The sequence below is a fragment of the Bacteroidales bacterium genome, from assembly GCA_031275285.1.
In the GTDB taxonomy this organism is placed as follows: domain Bacteria; phylum Bacteroidota; class Bacteroidia; order Bacteroidales; family UBA4181; genus JAIRLS01.
This window is the reverse complement of record JAISOY010000172.1, coordinates 1-19,543: the sequence shown is the minus strand read 5'-3', so window position 1 is coordinate 19,543 and position 19,543 is coordinate 1. Positions and strand designations below refer to the sequence as shown.

Genomic DNA, 19,543 nt, shown 5'->3' with positions numbered 1-19,543 from the left:
GGACATGGATAAAACCAAAATGGCCAAGGTACTACAAGTAAACAATGATGACTGGAAGAAAGAAGTAGGTCTGATCGATGAACACTTTGCCCGTTTCGGTAGTCATTTACCTAAAGAATTGGCGACTGAACTGGATGGCCTGAAAAAACGTCTGGGTTAATTTAACCGTTGATTTATAAATGCAAAAAGGTGGTCGATCGACCACCTTTTTTGTTTGATGTACATCATTCTACTACCATTCAATGGCAGTAGTACCTTGTGTGTTTGCTGTATTTTGAGTTGCCGTCATCATGAACCAGGGGCCTGTTCCGTCCGGATAACGCCCGAATGACTGGACATTGTTTTCACCGTTGTATTTGGGAGTACCGTCCCATACTTCCGTACCATCCGATTTCAGGTTTTTAAATACATCGATCAATGTGTTTCCACTGGGGGTATACAATTCGATCAGTAATGATTTCTTGGCGGAAAGTCCGCCGAGAAATCCGGTGCTATAATCGACCTGGTCGGAGGGTAAGGTAAGGAATCCGCCGGCAGGTACTGTTGTGCCTTCCGGAGCCCTGTAGATAATCATATCTTCTGCATTTTTCCTGATAAAGACATTGGATATATCCAATGGTACATTTCCTTTATTGTATAACTCAATGTATTTGTCTCCGTTTCCATTAAGCTCATTCAATACCAATAAAGAATAATCCGTATCCGGATCATCTGTGTACACAGGATCCGGTATATTTTCAGTTCCCCGTGTGCAGGCGATTAAAACGGCCCAGGTAGCCGAACCGTTCGGTATCCGGCCATAGCTGCCTCCGGATAGATGTTCTTTTCCATTACCCACATCATTGTTCCTGTCGAAAGAGTCGATCATGTCTCCATTGGGGGCCTGTAACGCGATCCCGACCTGTTTGGAGTTGGAGATTCCGGAAGTCAGTTCTCCCGTAAGCGTGGCGATTACTTTATATGCTCCGGCTGCCAACATGGTATTTGCAGGAAACGTATATATGCTTTTGATCTCTCCCACATCATCTGTTTTGATGATCTGGACATATCCCAGGTCGATTTCGTTTCCGGAAGAATTGAAAATTTCCACCCAGTCATCATCCGGGTTCTGTAATCCGCAAATTTCATTGATCACTATCCCGGAATAATCAACATCAGGTAGTTCCTCTTCTTCCTTGTTGGCTATTCCACGCGTTGCCTCCCGGATAATTACCCAGGATCCGGTTCCGTCCGGTATTCTTGCAAAACTTCCTCCCGAAGGATGGCTTTTATTCAGTCCTATATCTTCATCCCTGTCAAAAGAATCGATGACATTTCCTTCAGGATCGTTTATGGCGATACCTACCTGTTTCGTATTCGAAATTCCGGATGTCAATTCTCCCGAAAGAGTAGCGATTACCATATATGCTCCGGCTGCCAGCTTTGTATTCACAGGAATGGTAAAAATACTTTTGCTTTCACCGGTTTCATCTGTTTTGATGATCCCGATACCGCCGATATTTATCTCTTTATCTGATTTGTTGAAAATTTCGATCCAGTCATCATCCGGGTCTTGTTTTCCACAGATCTCATTCAAAACAATTACAGAATAATCAATCACTTCTGCTCCTTCCTCTACATTGATTGTTCCACGGGTAGCCTTTCTGATGACTGACCATTTCCCGATAGCATTAGGAACTCTTGCATAACTACCTCCCAACACATGGGATGTATTTTTTCCTATTTGTGTATCTCTGTTGAACCGGTCAATTACATTATTCTTGGGAGATACCAATGAAATGACGATCTGATCGGTATTGGAAATGCTGGCTTTAAGTTCTCCGGAAAGCGTTGCGATTACCTGATAGCTGCCTGCATTGATAGCTGCATTTTCGGGGAAGGTATACATCTCCTGGGTGCTTCCCTTACTATCGGTGATGGTTAATTTTACTCCGCTGAGATCCATCCTTTCAGAAGAGTTATTGTATATTTCAATCCAATCATCATCAGGTGTTTGTGCCCCGCATATTTCGTTCAGCACCAGTCCTGTATAGTATGTTTCATCAGTAGTGCCCTGATCATCTTCCTTATCTTTTTTACATGATGAAAACACAAATATCCCCACCATTAGAATCAACACAATTTTTTGAATTTTCATAAGTATATCTTTTTTAATGAATGAACATCCCCTGATTCGGCCACTTTCTAATATCCTACCTTTTGTCATAATTTTCGTAAAAATAAGTAAAATTATTATATGCCGGAAATGTGATAAGTAAAAATCATTTCTACATTTGTTTTATTAATTATAGCATTATTATTCAATGATATATGGTGTTTTTTTTTAATTTTTTAAGTACCGTATCTTTTTTAACAATACAGTCTCTTTATTATATATAAAAGGGGCTATCTCAAAAGTCCAGCATTGTTTCGTCATTGCGAACGATAGCAAAGCAATCTATTTGATTAATAACTGGATTACCTCCGGTAGGGAAGTTGCTTCGTCGTTCCTTCTCACACCGGGGCTCGACGAAGTCTATGACGCTTATCCGGTACTTTTAGGAGATTGATTTTTATCCATCTAAAATTTGAGTTATTTTTTTTATATCAAAAAATGTGTTATGTTTGAACATTCAAACAAATAAATTGTTTTAATGTAATTGTCTGTATAAAAGTATATAAAGCTATGTTTAGTAATTCATATATCAAATATCCGTCTATTCCGGTTTTGGGTTCTGTTCTCCATGGCTGGGAAAACATTCTTGTAGAAATTTCATCGGAAATAGAGGCGGATAAACGTAATTCTTTTGTTTTAACAATTGAATGTTATCAGGGAGTGCATCATAGTGAATTGAAAAAACAGTTTGAGCTTCTGCCGAACGATTTATTTATTGATACATCCGACTTATTTAAACCTGAAGCATTGATTCAGGAATTAACTTACCCCGATGTTACTGATGATACTGTTTTTGGCTATATAACACGTTTAACGATGAATGACCTGATGGATCAGGAAAAGCTTGGTGATGTCCATAACCTGATAGGACAAACATCAGGCATTATTATCGTATACGGGCACGGAGCATCGCTTGTAGCTCCGGATGCTGATTTAGTGGTTTACGCCGATATGGCACGCTGGGAAATCCAGTTGAGAATGCGGCAACATCTTGTTTCTAATTTGGGAATCAACAACGCAGGAGATAGCTTTTCAGAACAATACAAACGCGGATTTTTTGTTGATTGGCGCATTTGTGATAAGCTAAAGAAAAAGATATCTTCAAAAGTTGATTACTGGCTGGATACGAATAAAGTTGGAGAACCGAAGATGATCGATCGCCGGACCTTTTCGTTGTGTATGGATGCTGCTGCTGCACAACCATTCCGTGTTGTTCCGTTTTTCGATCCCGGGCCGTGGGGTGGGCAGTGGATGAAGGAGAAATTTCACCTTGACAACGGAACACCTAACTATGCCTGGTGTTTTGATTGTGTTCCGGAAGAAAATAGTCTTTTGTTCAGTATTTCCGATACCATATTTGAGATGCCGTCAGTCAACCTTGTGTTTTTCCGTTCACGGGAACTTTTAGGAGAACCTGTTGAAGCTCGTTTCGGACAGGAATTTCCTATCCGTTTTGATTTCCTGGATACCATGCAGGGTGGAAATTTAAGCCTGCAGGTACATCCCAATACACAGTATATCCGTGATCATTTCGGGATGAATTATACACAGGACGAAAGCTATTACATCCTCGATGCCGGGAAAGATGCCATAGTTTATCTCGGATTGAAAAAGAATATCAACCCACAGGCATTAATTACAGACCTGGAAAAAGCGCAAAGCGGGGAAAACCTGTTTGATGCAGACAAGTACATCAATTCTTTTCCTGCAAAAAAACATGACCATTTCCTGATACCGGCCGGTACGATCCATTGTTCGGGTAAAAATTCCATGGTGCTTGAGATCAGTGCAACACCTTTTATTTTTACTTTTAAACTCTGGGATTGGGCACGGCTCGGACTTGATGGAAAACCGCGTCCGATTAATATCGATCATGGAAAAAATGTGATTGAGTGGGAGAGGGATACTGATTATGTCGGGAAACAATTAATCAACAGGATTGTACCTGTTGCCCAGGGGGAAGGATGGCGTGAGGAGCGTACAGGTTTACATGAAAATGAATTCATCGAAACACGGCGTCATTGGTTTACCAGTATGGTCCATCACGAAACAGGTGATGGCGTCAATGTGCTTAATCTGGTGGAAGGCGATGAAATATTGGTTGAAAGTCCCGGTCATTGTTTCGATCCATTTGTGGTACATTATGCCGAAACTTTTATTGTTCCGGCTTCCGTCGGCAGATATACCATCCGTCCGTATGGAAAAAGTGAGGGAAAACAGTGCGCCACTATAAAAGCATACGTCCGTTTCAAATCATAAAGCTATTAACTATTAATCATAATTATTATGAAGAATAATACTGTTTTTAAATCATTGCCCGTGTTTTTCGGATTTTTTATCATGGGTTTTGTCGATGTCGTAGGCATTGCCACAAATTATATCAAGAAAGATTTTGACCTGTCTGACAGTATTGCCAACCTGCTTCCGATGATGGTCTTTCTCTGGTTCTTTATCTTCTCTGTTCCTACCGGACTGTTGATGAATCGTATAGGAAGAAAGAAAACGGTATTGTTAAGTCTGGCGATCCAGATTGTAGCGTTGCTCATTCCGGTTTTAGCCTATAATTACAATGTGATGCTTATTGCTTTCGGATTGCTCGGTATTGGGAATACAATTATTCAGGTTTCACTCAATCCGTTGTTATCCAATGTCGTATCTCCTGATAAGCTGACCAGTAGCCTTACACTGGGCCAATTTATCAAAGCCATTTCATCATTTTTAGGTCCGTTGATTGCCGCTTTTTGCGTTCGATATTTCGGAAACTGGCAACTTATGTTCCTGGTATATGCAGGCTTTACCGCATTGTCGTCGTTATGGCTCATGGCTACACCGATAACAGAAACGCCCGTTACAGGAAAAACGTCCACATTTTTAGAATGTTTATCTATATTGGGGAACAGGGATATCCTTTTATTCTTTTTAGGAATACTGACTGTGGTCGGAATAGATGTTGGACTGAATATTACAGCTCCGAAGATCATGCAGGAACGCACAGCAATGTCGCTTGAAAGTGCAGGTTATGCCATCAGTTTATATTTTGTATTCAAAACTACCGGCGCCTTTTTGGGAAGCATCATCTTGTCCGTATTTTCTGCAAAGCGATTCTATATAATCAGTGCTATAGCAACGTTGGCTGCCTTCATTGGTCTGGTCTTCGCTTCAAACCAGTATGTTTTGTATGTAATGATAGCATTAGCAGGATTTGCTTGTGCCAACATTTTTTCCATCATTTTTTCGTTTGCTTTGAAACGGTTACCCGAAAAATCAAACGAAATATCAGGGTTGATGATCATGGGTGTTTCTGGAGGCGCATTATTCCCCTGGTTGATGGGGGTGGCGTCTGATGCAGTTAAAGCACAGTGGGGCGCTGTTTCTATTCTTGTTTTATGTTGCATTTATCAAATATTTTTATCATTTTTGGTTAAAGAATCAAAATGATTAATTTTGAAACATGGAACTAAAAATAGATCATAAAAGCAAATTGCCATTGCATGTCCAGGTAGAGGAACTGATGCGGCAGCTTATAGCACTACCGGAATACAGTAACGGAAGTTTTCTTCCCAAGGAAGTGGAATTAGCCAATACCTTAGGTGTATCCAGGAATACGATACGTCAGGCAACCAATAAGCTGGAATATGAAGGACTTTTGATCCGCAAAAAAGGCGTGGGAACGAAGGTGGCACCACAAATGATGTCTACTAACCTGAGTAACTGGTATAGTTTCACTAAGGAAATGGAAAGCCGGGGTGTGAAGGCCACTAATTTATTTGTAAAACTCGAAACGGTAGGAGCGACCGATAAAATAGCTACCTTTTTCAATATACAACCTGAAACCCCTGTAGTTAAATTGTCAAAGTTAAAAGGCGTTGACAATGAGCCGATCGTGTATTTCGAGAGTTATTTTCATCCGCGGATTGTTTTAACAGATGCCGATAACCTTGATCAGCCTTTATATCAGCTGTTGAAAAGTAAATATGGCATTTTGGTGGTGCGTTCGGCCGAACATATCAAGGCTCGTCAGGCCGGTTCAAAAGCCGCAATGTTAAAAATAGGAAAGGCGGATCCGATACTGTTTCGTGAACGCTTTGTGTATGATCCGGGCGATCGTCCTGTGGAATACAATGTGGGATACTATCGTTCAGACAAATTTGTATATTCTATAGAAATAAGAAATTAAGCACTCAGTGCTATTTGTTGTTTTCTTAAGTCACATTGATCAAATAAATTACGTTCAGTAAATATTACATTGATTGTTTTATATAACTTAGTATAAAAAGCGACATAAAGTTTTAAAATAAACACATATATTCATATGTTCATACATCCTTACATATATTATAAGATAATGAGAAAAAATAAATTGAATATTCATAAGTTGAGTATCACAGCAGGTTTCATATTTCTGAATCTGTTACTATGTAAGGCACAAAAACCGGTTGAGTATGTCGATCCTCATATAGGTACGGCGCATTGCCGCTGGTTTCACTTTACGCCTGCGGCTATTCCTTTCGGGATGGCAAAAGTAGCGCCTTCGACCAATGCCCATTATGGAAATGCTTCCGGATGGGAAGCGGTTGGTTACGACACCCGCGACACGTCGATCGAAGGTTTTGCCAATTTCCATGAGTTTCAGGTCGGCGGCGTGGTCATCGCTCCATCGGAAGGAAGGTTACAAACCCATCCGGGCGATATGGATAATCCGGATGACGGGTACCGTTCGCGTTTTGATAAAGAAGACGAATATGCTACTGCCGGATATTATTCGGTACTGTTAAAAGATTACGGTATAAAGGCCGAATTAACCGCTACCAGTCGGGTAGGGTTTCATCGTTATACCTTTCCCGAATCATCAGGATCGCATATTATTTTCGATATCGGCAACCGGCAGGGCGAAAGCGGACAGGTGAAAGATGCACAGGTGGCCCTTACTGCCGACGGGAGAATAGAAGGTTATGTGATCACCATTCCCGAATATGTAAAAAAATATCAGGAAGGAGCGGAAGTAGCCATGTATTTTTCGGCAATACTGGATAAAACTCCCGCTGCGTGGGGAACATTTAATGCCAGGGATATTCATGTCGGTCAAAAAGAAGCAAAAGGTATAGGTGCAGGGTTATACCTCACATTTCAGACGAAAGAAAACGAGAGTGTAACGGTAAAAGTCGGATTATCCTACACTTCCATTGCCAATGCGCGGCTCAACCTGAAAACCGAAGCGGAAAACCTGAACTTCGACAAAGCGCATCAAACGGCAATTGCCACCTGGAATAAATATTTGGGGCGTATACAGATAGAAGGCAACAACAGGGACGATAAGGTGAAATTTTATACCGGCTTGTACCATGCATTGCTGGGACGGGGTTTGGCCAGTGATGTCAACGGCGCTTATCCGATGAACAATGGTGATGTGGGGCAAATAGAACCAGATGCGAAAGGGCAGCCGCTTCATCATCATTATAATACCGATGCCATTTGGGGTGCTTTCTGGAATCTAACACAATTGTGGACATTGGTATATCCCGAATATTACTCGGATTGGATACAGAGTCAATTACTGGTATACAAAGATGCGGGATGGTTGGGCGATGGTATTGCATGCAGCAAATATGTATCGGGAGTTGGGACTAACTTTGTTAGTCTTGCTATAGCAGCTGCATATAATTGCGGTATCCGCGATTTTGATGTGCATACCGGATATGAAGCTGCTTTGAAGAACGAGATTGGATGGCAGAACCGTCCTGAAGGAGCGGGAAAGGTAGATGTGCGTCAATTTGTGGAACGCGGTTATTCTCCTTATGTAGACCGCTCACGATTGGGAAAATCGGAGGGGTCGGAAATTGGTTCCCAGTTTGGTGCTTCCCATACCCTCGAATATTCTTTCAGTTCGTATGCTGTTGCCGGAATGGCCAGGCAACTGGGTAAAGAAAATGATTACCGTCGAATGATATTGTTATCCGATGGTTGGAAAAATCTTTACGATCCGGAGACAAAATTTATCCGCCCCAAAGATGAAAACGGGAAATTCCTCGACAATTTCAAGCCGTCGGAACCATGGCTGGGTTTTCAGGAAGGTAATGCCTGGCAATATACGTTCTATGTTCCGCACGATGTTCAGGGGTTGATCGACACCCTGGGATATGATGAGTTCAATAACCGGTTAGACAATATCTTTACCGAATCGCAAAAGAAAGTTTTTGGGGGAGGAACTGTTATTAATGCCTTTTCGGGACTGGAAACCTTATATAACCACGGGAACCAGCCGAGTTTACATATTTCATGGTTGTTCAATTATTCAGGGAAACCGCATCTGACACAGAAATGGACGCGAGCCATATGTGATGAATTTTACGGCACGGAACCGGTTCACGGATATGGTTATGGGCAAGACGAAGATCAGGGACAGCTTGGTGCATGGTATGTAATGGCTGCCATTGGCCTGTTCGACGTAAAAGCTTTAACCGGTGAGAATCCACAATTCGGTATCGGTAGCCCGATGTTTGATAAGATAACCATTCAGCTGGATCCGAAATACTTTAAAGGCAAAAAACTTGTAATCGAGACAAAAAACAACAGTAAAACCAATGTGTATGTACAATCGGCCAAATGGAAAGGGAAGCCATATGATCCGGCCTTTATTCCTTTCAATGAGATTGTAAAAGGCGGGAAACTGGAATTAAAAATGGGAAATAATCCTGCAAAACAGAGTAAAATTATCAATAAAACTTTAAACCCAACAAGCAAATGAAAACGGTATTATTAACTATTCTTATGTTCAGCACGCTATCGTGTACAAGCAAGGTCGATCCGGCACTAAAAAAACAAATAGAAGCCGATATCCGTTTACAGGCTATTTCAGAAAAAGCGGAAGCTTTGATACAAAGCGGACTCAATGCCGGCGACGGTTATGGCGAAGTATGGATACGCGATTTGAATACATTCATAGAACCGGCTTGTAAAGTCGGTGACAAGGCGAGAATCCGCGAAGCATTGCTTACATTTTTCAGGTTTCAGGGTACGGACGGAAATATCGTTGATGGTTATATTCCCCGTAAAGACGAGAGAATCAGTTATGATTTCATTTATTCCGACCTTGCACCCCAGTTTGCAGCACATAAAAATACGGTGGAAACAGACCAGGAATCGTCCCTGATCCAGGCAATAACCAAATACGTTAATGCTACGGGTGACAAAGCATTTTTACAGGAACAGGTAGCCGACCTAACGGTAATGCAACGCATGGCCGATGCCATGAATTTTCTGCTCAATGAGCGTTACAACGATAAATATGGTCTGTTGTGGGGCGCTACTACTGCTGATTGGGGCGATGTGCAGCCCGAACACAGTTGGGGCGTCCGGCTCGACACCTCTTCGCATCTCTCTATCGACATTTATGACAATGCCATGTTTGCTATTGCTATCGCCAATTACATCAGTTTAACAAACAATGCAGGAGAAAAAAAATATTGGGAAGACACCCGGACGAAAATCATAGATAACAGCCGCAAACATTTGTGGGATGCATCAAAACAAAAATTTATCCCGCATATTTATTTAAATGGATCCCCATTTCCGGCAGATTTTGATGAAAATGCCATTCATTATCATGGAGGTACGGCTGTGGCTATTGAAGCAGGTATGTTGCAGAAAGAGGAAATACTGGCAGTCTACCAGCAGATGCAACGTAATGTGAAAGCTGCCGGAGCCCAATCCATCGGATTGACGCTTTATCCGGTATATCCCAATGGATTTTTCAAAAATTCCGGTATGTACGAATATGGCTATCAGAATGGCGGCGACTGGACATGGTTTGGAGGACGTATGGTACAGCAATTGATCGCCAACGGTTTTTATCAGGAAGCTTATGAGGCTATATCTCCTATGCTCGACCGGGTAATTGTGCACAATGGTTTTTATGAATGGTGGACGCCTGAAGGTGAACCCAAAGGTTCGGGCATGTTCCGGGGTTCGGCGGGTGTTCTTTGGAAAGCAATTAAAATGCTTCAGGAAATAAAATAATCATTTTAATAAATCGTCTGATACGTATTTTTCTATGATCTATTTCTTCCATAACGTGAATATTCGAAAGATCATTACATTGTTTTGTGTGATAACGGTTGGTCATATTCATTTATTTTCACAGGAATCAAACGGATCTATCAGGAAAGTTCATTTGATATTTAAAACCCATCTTGATATTGGTTTCACCGGGTTAAGTTCAGAAATTGAACAACAATATATGAATGAATTCATACCCAAAACACTTGCTGCGATAGAAAAACTTAAGGCTGAAAAAGCAGAAGAACGTTATGTATGGACAACGGGTTCCTGGTTAGTTTGGGGATATTTGCAGCAGGCATCTCCGGAAGCAATCAAAAATCTTGAAAAGGCAATAGTCAGAGGGGATATTGTGTGGCATGGGATGCCTTATACTGTGGAATCGGAGATGATGAGCAGGGATCTTTTTGAAACGTGCCTGCAATTATCACAACAACTTGATAACCGATTTGGGAAAAAGACCATTGCTGCAAAGATGACTGATGTACCCGGACACACCCGAAGTATTATTACTCCGCTTTCGGATGCAGGAATTACTTTTTTGCATATAGGTGTCAATCCTGCTTCTGCCATTCCTGATGTTCCTCCTGTCTGTAGATGGAGAAATATCGATGGAAAAGAAATTATACTGATGTACCAGGGTACTTATGGTGAGGATATGCTGCTTCCTGACAACGAAACGGTTGTCTCTATTAATCTGACAAATGATAATCATGGCCCTCATACAATCAAACAAATTAAAGAGATATACGCGACAGCAAGAACAAAATATCCCAATGCAAGAATTATGGCAACATCGCTCAACGAAGTCGCTGCAGATTTACAGGAAATGGCGGATAAATTACCAATAATAACTTCCGAAATCGGTGATACATGGATATACGGTTTTGGCAGTTCGCCTGTACGAATAGCGCGTTATAGGGCCTTGTCACGATTATATTCCCAATGGCTGGAAGCTGGGAAATTGGACAAAAGTGATATTACTGCCATTAATTTTGCGATCAGGTTAGGTTTGGTAGCCGAACATACATGGGGAATGGACGTTAAAACATTTTTGAAAAACTGGGATAAATATGATGTAGATGTATTTAGAGAAGCGCTTCATACTCCGGCATTTAAACAGATTGAACAATCATGGGCTGAGATGGATGAAAATATTGAGAAAGCAATAAATATATTACCAGCCCGATTACAAAAAGAAGCCCGGAAGGCAATATCTGATATCGGGAAAACTAACCCTGCACATATCTCCGGATATGATAAATACCAGGAAATCGATAAACATGGAGCATATAATATGTCAATTAACGGAACGGGTATTTCTGTAGGCAGATTAATCTACCAAACCTATTCAGCTGCTGATTATACAGAGTTTCAAAATGCATATCTCAGAAATAAGTATCAATGGGCTATCGAGGATTTCGGTAAACCGGGATTGGAAGGTACAAAAAGCAAGAGTGTAACTATTGTTGCTGATTTAGAGAGTTATACAATTACTAAAAAGAAAGAAAATACAATTATTCGATGTAACTTAAAATTTCCATTTACTGACGATATTGATCCGCGGATATTACCTGAAACTGTAAATATTGAGTACATAATATCGTCATCCGGTAATGGTGTCGAGGTGAGAATATCACTTGCCAATAAACCGCCTAACAGATTGCCGGAAGCTTATTTGTTATCATTTGAACCGCAGGATATCGTTCGTATCCTTGCTCAAAAAACGGGGTATATGGTAGATGTTGCAGATGTAGTATCTGGTGGAAACCGGCAAATGCACGCCATAGACAATCATATAGATATCATCACCCAAAAAGGGATCATAAAAATCACTTCGTTTGATGCTCCTATAGCTGTAATCGGACAACCGAAAATGTTAAATTATTCGCTATCGTTACCCGATTTAAAGGATGGGGTACACTTTTGTTTGTTTAATAACCTTTGGGGAACTAATTTCTCAATGTGGTGGGGAGGAAGTATAACTTATAGATTTTATATAGAATTAAAAAATAGAATATGATGATGCCACGGTTTTTATTGTTTTTATCGATTGCGACAGCTTTTTTTCATTCCTGTCAATCCTATAATACACCTGCTATTATCTGGCAAATAGGTGTTGAAGATAGTAGTCCCGCCGAATTTGCATTGGCGCCGGACAAATATGCGGATTTTCTCAGTCATGATTTTGGTTGGGAAGATCGGTTTTACCTGATCGGAAGATCATCGCCCGGAAAGGATTGGCCATATATATTGCCCGGTCCGGTGGATGGCTGGGGCGGGACCAGCGGAACGGCAGGATTGAGGACGCATGTTCTTAACATTCTTTTCGGAATGGAACGGGTTCCGGCAAAAGGCGATTGGAAATTGATCATTAATATTCTGGATGCTCAGGACAAAACACCGCCTTTATTCAAAGTCAGCGTTAACGGGAAGTCATGGAAATATGCGATCCCTAAAGGCAGCGGAAAGGTAGACGGGACACATGGGGCTGTCCTGCAACGGATTGAGATACCCATTGGATCCGGTTTGATCCGTGAAGGTGGAAATGAAATTAACCTGACCAATCTGGAAGGCTCGTGGCTGGTTTTTGACAATATTTGCTTTGAGGGACCCCGAAGTGCACAATTGGAAACTGTAAATTCCTCGGTTTTTGTCCGTAATGTGAAAGCAGCGGATTATCATATGGAGCAAAACGGCCTTATACAACCATTATTGGTCGATATTGAGCACCTATCGGGAACGCCGGATCTTACTGTAAAATTAGACGGGAAAGCAATTCTCGGACAACCCCTCGAAGAAGGTCGTTATATCCTCGAAGCGCCGATGCCTTTGGTAGGGAAAACAACTGAAAGTAAATATGCGGTACTGATTGACGGAAAAACAATCTCGAAAGGAAAAGTGATCCGTTCTCCCCAACAAAGGACAATCACCCCGGCTGATTATGTGAATACATTCCTGGGTACGGCCCATTCGCGCTGGATGATCGCTCCCGGCCCGTGGATGCCTTTCAGTATGGTAAAACTCAGTCCCGACAACCAAAATAACGGATGGCAGGCCGGCTACCAGCCTTCATTCGAAAGTATCGGCACATTCAGCCATATTCATGAATGGACGATGACAGGCCTGGGAATGATGCCTGTTACCGGTCCGCTGAAAACAAAAATCGGCGATCAGTCGAGTCTCATCAAGCAGGATGATGTTTATCGTTCGGCTATTGACAAAAGTACGGAAGAAGCTCCGTTAGGATATTACAAGGTAAAACTGACCGATTATGATATAACGGCTGAACTGACCGCTACAACCCGTTGCGGATTTCATCGCTATACATATCCCAAGGGTTCGGATGCGCGTGTAATGATGGATTTGCAGATACCCACGGAATACCGTTATAACATCCTCGAAGCCGAAATGCGGCAGGTAAATGAGCGGCGCGTGGAAGGATTCAGTAAACAGCAGTCTAAATATGTCTGGTCTCATGATGCCGATCAGGACTATACAGTCTATTTCGTTATTGAGTTCGATCATGATATTAAAAAATTTGGTGGTTGGACGAATGACCAGATACTTGAAAATATTCACATTAAAGGTAAAGATTTGTCGTTTGCCGGATGTTATGCCGAGTTTGACACCGGTTCGGATAGTATTGTCCAGGCACGTTCAGCTATTTCGTATGTCGATCTGGACGGGGCTCGTAAAAATCTTGAAACAGAAGTTACAAAACCTTTTGGATGGAGCTTTGAAGCAGTGCGCCGACATCAGGAAGACACTTGGAATGATTTATTGAACCGGGTACAAATAACCAGTAATGACAGCCGCGAAAAAATGCGGTTTTATACCAATCTATACCGTTCTTTCTGTCGCAATGCATTTAGTGATGTTGACGGTCGTTGGGTGGATGCTACTGAAAAAATACGGCAATTTACCGATCCGGATGCTGTGGCTTTGGGCTGCGACGCCTTCTGGAATACTTTCTGGAACCTGAACCAGATGTGGAACCTGATAGCGCCCGAATGGTCGGCGCGGTGGGTAAAATCGCAGTTGGCCATGTATGATGCCAATGGCTGGTTAGCTAAAGGCCCCGCCGGTATGGAATATATTCCGGTAATGGTTGGCGAACATGAGATACCTTTGCTGGTAAGCGCTTACCAAATGGGTATCCGTAACTACGACGCAGAAAAGATGTTTGCTGCCGCGAAAAAAATGCAAACTACTCTTCCGGCAAGTGTTGGTAATGGCTATGCCGGAAACCGCGATCTGGGCGTTTATCTTAAACATCATTATGTTCCTGCTGACAAAGGACGTTTTTCCAATACACTGGAATATTCTTACGATGACTGGACAGTATCGCAATTAGCCAAATCTTTGGGAAAAGATGCCGATTACAAAATTTTTGCAGACCGGGGTACCTGGTGGCGTAATGCTATTGAGCCGGATTCCGGCTATGCTCACCTTCGGTATGCCGATGGTAGCTGGGATAAAAATTTCGATCCGTTTAAGTCAGGTGCAAATCATCATTATGTAGAAGGCAATGCCTGGCAGTTGACATTCTTTGTGCCGCAGGATGTCCCGGCTTTGGCTGAAGCCATTGGTAAACAACGTTTCATCGATCGCCTGACGTGGGGCTTCGAAGCCAGCGAACCCTGGCGTTATAATGCTCCGGGTGACCAGTATTGGGACTTTCCGGTAGTGCAGGGAAACCAGCAGTCGATGCATTTTGCTTTCCTTTTCAACTGGGTAGGGCAACCGTGGCAGACACAACGCTGGACACGTTCCATTATCGACCGTTACTATGGTTTCGAAATAGCCAATGCTTATCTTGGTGATGAAGATCAGGGACAAATGAGTGCATGGTTCGTGATGGCTGCTCTTGGTTTGTTCCAGACCGACGGCGGATGCAGCGTGGAACCGGTATATGAAATAGCCAGCCCGTTATTTGAAAAAGCCGTCATTAACCTTGGAGAGCGTTTTGAGCGTGGAAAAACGTTTACAATTGAGGCAAAAGGTGCTTCACGAACCAATAAATACGTACAATCGGCTAAATTGAACGGAACTTCCCTGAACACGTTTAAATTTCCTGCCAAAGAGTTGCTGAAAGGAGGAAGCTTAATCTTGGAAATGGGACCGGAGCCGAATAAAAACTGGGGTGTGGAATAATTTGTGAAAAAATGAATATCACAAATAAAAATGCTGAGTTCAACGTTCCGCGTTCAAGGTTAACTTTGAACACGGAAACCCAAATGGTCCAACGAAGTTAATTTTTGAACCTTGAACTTTGAACTTTGAACTTTCAAACCTTGAACTTTTATAAAACATGAAAATAATTTTATACAGATGAAATATCCATGAACATTACTGTTCACCCAACGTAATGAACAAAATTGGATATTTAGTTCCACTGAGCCCTTCGGGGTTCATGTGACCATTAAAAATTAAATTTTATTCACATGAAATGTCCATAAACATAACGGTATACCTACCGTCATGAACAAATATGGATATTACATGTGACCATTGAAAATCAAATTATATTCACATGAAACGGTTTATCATAATTTTCTTATCTGTCGCATCGACCCTTTCTGTCATGGCTGGGCCGGGAAACATAGCTCTGAAGGCTAAAGCTACGGCTTCGTCTTCATTAAATGAAAAATGCGGTGCAGACAAAGTCAATGACGGAAAAATCCGTCTGCTTGACGAAGGTGAATGGGTATCGGATGTTCTCATGCCGTATTGGGGTGATATTAGATTTCCGTGGATACAATTGGATTGGGATGAAGAGCAGGAAATCAATAAGATAATAATATACGACCGTGCTAATGAAAAAGCGCATGTAGCAGAAGGAATTTTATCTTTCAGCGACGGCAGCAAAATCACGATTTATGAAATTCCGAATAATGGAGCTCCTAAAGTAATAGAGTTTCCTTCCAGGAGGGTCAAATGGGTACGATTTGATATTACAGATGGTGATGGGTCACATACCGGATTGTCGGAAATTGAAGTCTATCCTCCGGCCAGCGCTTGTTCCGATTATATTTCAAAAGTTGATCCTTATATTGAGACCACCAAAGGGCGCTATTTCTTTTTCGTTACCGGAAACCAGCCTTTTGGGATGATCAGTGCTGCTCCACTCACCCGCAATAAAAATCAATATGGCGGAGGGTATAATTATAATTCAATGGAAATACTTGGTTTTCCGCAGATACATAACTGGGTGCTGGCTGGTCTTACATTAATGCCGACAACCGGAGAGGTAAATCCATCATTGGGGGAACAACATTGGAAATCGGCTTTTTCGCATTCCGGGGAAATTGTCCAGCCGGCCTATCACCGGTTATTTATGGAAAAGTACAAACTGTGGGTAGAACAAACCACTACGCAACGGGTAAGTTTTTACCGGATGACATACGCTGAAGACGCCTTGTCGGGGATACTGATCAACCTGGGCGGCTATGTAGCTTCCACTACCATGATCAATGCGAATGTAAGGAAAATCAGCGGCACAAAGCTGGAAGGTAGTTTTGATACTTATGGACGGCATTGGGGAGGTCCTGAATCAGTGAAAGTCTATTTTGTTGCAGAATTTGATAAACCTGTTGAAACATTGGATGGTTGGTCGGATACAATTCATTTCAAAGATATAGAAACTTTGACAGGTTCAGGCAAGACCATACAACGTTCTGAAAATGAAAAATTAAGTTATTTGGATGCTCCTACTGCAGGAATTTGTGCCCGCCATCAAGTGAAAACAGGAGAGCAATTACAGGTAAAAATGTCGATTTCTTATGTCAGCACAGAAAATGCCTGGGAAAACCTGTATACCGAATGCGACCATTGGGATTTCGATAAAGTGAGAACGGAGTCGCAGGCCGAATGGAACAATTGGCTGGGGCGGATCGACGTAAAAGGTGGAACCGAAGCCCAGCAGGTGAAATTTTATACCGACCTGTGGCACACGTTGCTGGGGCGCCATAAGCTGGACGATGTCAATGGTGATTATCCCGACAATACAGACGGAACACGGTGGCATTCATATACAACGGATATAAAATTCAAAGCCCGGACATTGCCAAAAGATAGTAAAGGAAAAAGCAGATTCCATATGTATAATTCCGACGCATTCTGGCTTACACAATGGAATCTGAATATTTTATGGGGATTGGCATGGCCCGAAGTATTGGATGATTTTTCCGCGTCATTGGTCCAATATGCCGATAATGGTAAATTATTACCGCGGGGACCCTGTGCGGGAGGTTACACCTATATTATGACGGGGTGTCCGGCAACAAACCTTATTGTTTCCACCTATACGAAAGGATTAATGACGAAAGTAAAGCCTGAACATGCATTCCGCGTGATGAAATCAAATCATGAACCGGGCGGTATGATGGGGATCGACGAATTTTATATCAATGAAGGTTATCAACCTAATGCCGGTCTGACTTTGGAAGCAAACTTCCAGGATTGGGCATTGGCACAGATGGCTATAGGACTGAAGAAGAAAAGAGATACCCAATACTATCTCAAAAGATCGGAAGGTTGGAAAAAATTGTATCACGAAAAACAGAAATTATTGTTTCCGAAAGGGAAGGACGGAAAATGGTTGCACGAAGATCCTCTGGAAGGATATGGATGGGTAGAAGCCAATGCATGGCAGGCTACATGGTCTGTTTCACATGCAATTAATGAATTGGCGGAAATGATGGGAGGAAATGACACATTGTGCGCCAAGCTGAATTTTGCTTTTGAAAAAGCAGCTCCGCAGGATTTTGTGTATGGCTACAGTAAAGGTTATGTTAGTTACGCTAATCAGCCGGGTTGTTCCAATGCGCATGTGTTTAATTGGGCCGGGAAACCCTGGTTGACACAATACTGGGTGCGGCGAGTTAATGAGCAGACTTACGGTGGTATAACCCCGGATAAAGGTTATGGCGGACATGATGAAGATCAGGGACAAATGGGGGGTGTCAGTGCTTTGATGTCTATCGGAATATTCAGTCTGAGAGGAACAGTAAGTATCAATCCGGTTTATGAAATAACCTCGCCTGTATTTGATGAGATAACCATACAGCTTGATAAAGAATACTACAAAGGGGATAAATTCATAGTTAAGACATACAATAATTCATCAGAGAATTGCTATATTCAAAGGGCTAGTCTAAATGGAAAGCCTTTAAATAAATATTGGTTTTATCATTCTGATTTTGTAAAAGGCGGTTTACTTGAGTTATGGATGGGGCCGGAGCCAAATAAAAACTGGGGTGTTGAAGACATTGGGAGACTATAATTCATAATTTGATAATATTGAGTAAATTACTAGTATAAAAATTTTAACAAAATTTGTAAAAAAAATTTCAAAAAAATGTTGATACAAAAGAAATATATATATATTTGCATGTTGGTATGTTTAAACATACCAACATGCAAATAGGGAGGATTTAACTATTAATGATATAATTGAATATCATGAAATTCTTGAGTAAAAAACATATGCTTGCCTGTTTTAAAGCATTTTTGAACCTTTTACGAAGTGATTTTGTATGTGCAACAATTCTTATGTCAGTTCCAGATAGTATGTATTCAAATAGTGATGAATTATATTTTATGTAGTGTATTATTAATCTTTAAGTAGGAGTATTATGAAGCAAAAACGAATGTATTTAATGTCATTGCGATGTAAGCCGACAATATGGACTCTGATCGCAAAAACCAAAGCCATTTGGATGTTTGGTTTGTTATTGATTTATATGGTTCCTGTCTGGGGGCAGAATATAACTGTTACAGGGAAAGTAATTGATGAGACAGGCGAATCTTTACCGGGTGCAAATGTTCAGGTGCGTGGAAGTACTAAAGGGGTGAGTACTGATCTGGACGGTACTTTTGTGATGGGTAATCTGAAAGCAGAAGATGTGCTGGAATTTTCCTTTGTTGGTTATGAAACTCAAAGTACGACAGTCGGAGATCAGCGGAATATCAACGTACAACTCAGCCCGAAAGCCAATGAACTTGATGAGGTAACCGTTGTCGCATTTGGTAAACAAAAGAAAGAAAGTGTAATAGCCTCGATTACAACTATTAATCCGAGTGATTTGAAAGTACCGTCGAGTAACCTGACTACAGCATTAGCCGGTCGTATGTCAGGTATTATATCTTATCAGAGGAGCGGAGAGCCGGGAAGAGATGATGCGGAGTTTTTTGTAAGGGGAGTTACTACATTTGGATATAAGAAGTCGCCGTTGATATTGATTGATGGAATTGAACTATCCACTACTGATCTTGCCCGGTTACAACCCGATGATATCGCCAGTTTTTCTATCATGAAAGATGCTACCG

Annotated in this window: 11 protein-coding genes; 10 read left to right on the top strand and 1 reads right to left on the bottom strand. The window is 41.6% G+C overall.

Translation table 11 applies throughout. From position 1 onward, the window contains the following. Positions 1–4 precede the first annotated feature (4 nt). A complete protein-coding gene (locus LBQ60_17180; protein MDR2039655.1) occupies positions 5–160 on the top strand; it encodes a phosphoenolpyruvate carboxykinase domain-containing protein in 156 nt (51 codons plus the stop codon). Between the two features lie 72 nt (positions 161–232). Here the strand turns inward: LBQ60_17180 and LBQ60_17175 are convergent, their stop codons facing one another. Continuing rightward, positions 233–2,137 carry a lamin tail domain-containing protein gene (locus LBQ60_17175; GenBank protein MDR2039654.1) on the bottom strand — a complete coding sequence of 635 codons (1,905 nt, stop codon included), beginning with the start codon at positions 2,135–2,137 and terminating at the stop codon, positions 233–235. 528 nt (positions 2,138–2,665) lie between these two features. Here LBQ60_17175 and LBQ60_17170 point away from each other — a divergent pair. From LBQ60_17170 to LBQ60_17130, 9 genes are all read left to right on the top strand, one after another. Next, complete coding sequence (locus LBQ60_17170) at positions 2,666–4,414, top strand: class I mannose-6-phosphate isomerase (protein ID MDR2039653.1); 1,749 nt, start codon at positions 2,666–2,668, stop codon at positions 4,412–4,414. A gap of 27 nt (positions 4,415–4,441) precedes the next feature. Continuing rightward, the gene (locus tag LBQ60_17165; protein ID MDR2039652.1) at positions 4,442–5,593 is read left to right on the top strand and encodes an MFS transporter; all 1,152 of its coding nucleotides are present in this window, start codon (positions 4,442–4,444) and stop codon (positions 5,591–5,593) included. A gap of 13 nt (positions 5,594–5,606) precedes the next feature. Beyond that, positions 5,607–6,332: a GntR family transcriptional regulator gene (locus tag LBQ60_17160; protein ID MDR2039651.1), complete on the top strand. Its 726-nt coding sequence runs from the start codon at positions 5,607–5,609 to the stop codon at positions 6,330–6,332. A gap of 168 nt (positions 6,333–6,500) precedes the next feature. After that, positions 6,501–8,900, top strand: coding sequence for a GH92 family glycosyl hydrolase (locus LBQ60_17155; protein MDR2039650.1), 2,400 nt, complete (start codon positions 6,501–6,503; stop codon positions 8,898–8,900). Beyond that, complete coding sequence (locus LBQ60_17150; protein MDR2039649.1) at positions 8,897–10,171, top strand: hypothetical protein; 1,275 nt, start codon at positions 8,897–8,899, stop codon at positions 10,169–10,171. The genes LBQ60_17155 and LBQ60_17150 overlap by 4 nt, the downstream gene beginning before the upstream one ends. Before the next feature lie 220 nt (positions 10,172–10,391). Next, positions 10,392–12,233 (top strand): DUF5054 domain-containing protein, encoded by a 1,842-nt coding sequence (locus LBQ60_17145; GenBank protein ID MDR2039648.1) that lies wholly within the window; start codon positions 10,392–10,394, stop codon positions 12,231–12,233. A 2-nt stretch (positions 12,234–12,235) separates the two neighbouring features. Beyond that, positions 12,236–15,367, top strand: coding sequence for a GH92 family glycosyl hydrolase (locus LBQ60_17140; GenBank protein ID MDR2039647.1), 3,132 nt, complete (start codon positions 12,236–12,238; stop codon positions 15,365–15,367). Between the two features lie 379 nt (positions 15,368–15,746). Next, a complete protein-coding gene (locus tag LBQ60_17135) occupies positions 15,747–18,497 on the top strand; it encodes a GH92 family glycosyl hydrolase (GenBank protein ID MDR2039646.1) in 2,751 nt (916 codons plus the stop codon). A gap of 436 nt (positions 18,498–18,933) precedes the next feature. Next, on the top strand, positions 18,934–19,543 hold a 610-nt coding region (locus LBQ60_17130; protein MDR2039645.1), incomplete at its 3' end, for a TonB-dependent receptor.

Bases quoted from the DNA above. Each gene is read 5' to 3' on its own strand.
- LBQ60_17145 (MDR2039648.1), top strand. From the start codon at position 10,392: ATGAATGAATTCATACCCAAAACACTTGCTGCGATAGAAAAACTTAAG.
- LBQ60_17140 (MDR2039647.1), top strand. From the start codon at position 12,236: ATGCCACGGTTTTTATTGTTTTTATCGATTGCGACAGCTTTTTTTCAT.
- LBQ60_17155 (MDR2039650.1), top strand. From the start codon at position 6,501: ATGAGAAAAAATAAATTGAATATTCATAAGTTGAGTATCACAGCAGGT.
- LBQ60_17150 (MDR2039649.1), top strand. From the start codon at position 8,897: ATGAAAACGGTATTATTAACTATTCTTATGTTCAGCACGCTATCGTGT.
- LBQ60_17180 (MDR2039655.1), top strand. From the start codon at position 5: ATGGATAAAACCAAAATGGCCAAGGTACTACAAGTAAACAATGATGAC.
- LBQ60_17135 (MDR2039646.1), top strand. From the start codon at position 15,747: ATGAAACGGTTTATCATAATTTTCTTATCTGTCGCATCGACCCTTTCT.
- LBQ60_17160 (MDR2039651.1), top strand. From the start codon at position 5,607: ATGGAACTAAAAATAGATCATAAAAGCAAATTGCCATTGCATGTCCAG.
- LBQ60_17165 (MDR2039652.1), top strand. From the start codon at position 4,442: ATGAAGAATAATACTGTTTTTAAATCATTGCCCGTGTTTTTCGGATTT.
- LBQ60_17170 (MDR2039653.1), top strand. From the start codon at position 2,666: ATGTTTAGTAATTCATATATCAAATATCCGTCTATTCCGGTTTTGGGT.
- LBQ60_17175 (MDR2039654.1), bottom strand. From the start codon at position 2,137: ATGAAAATTCAAAAAATTGTGTTGATTCTAATGGTGGGGATATTTGTG.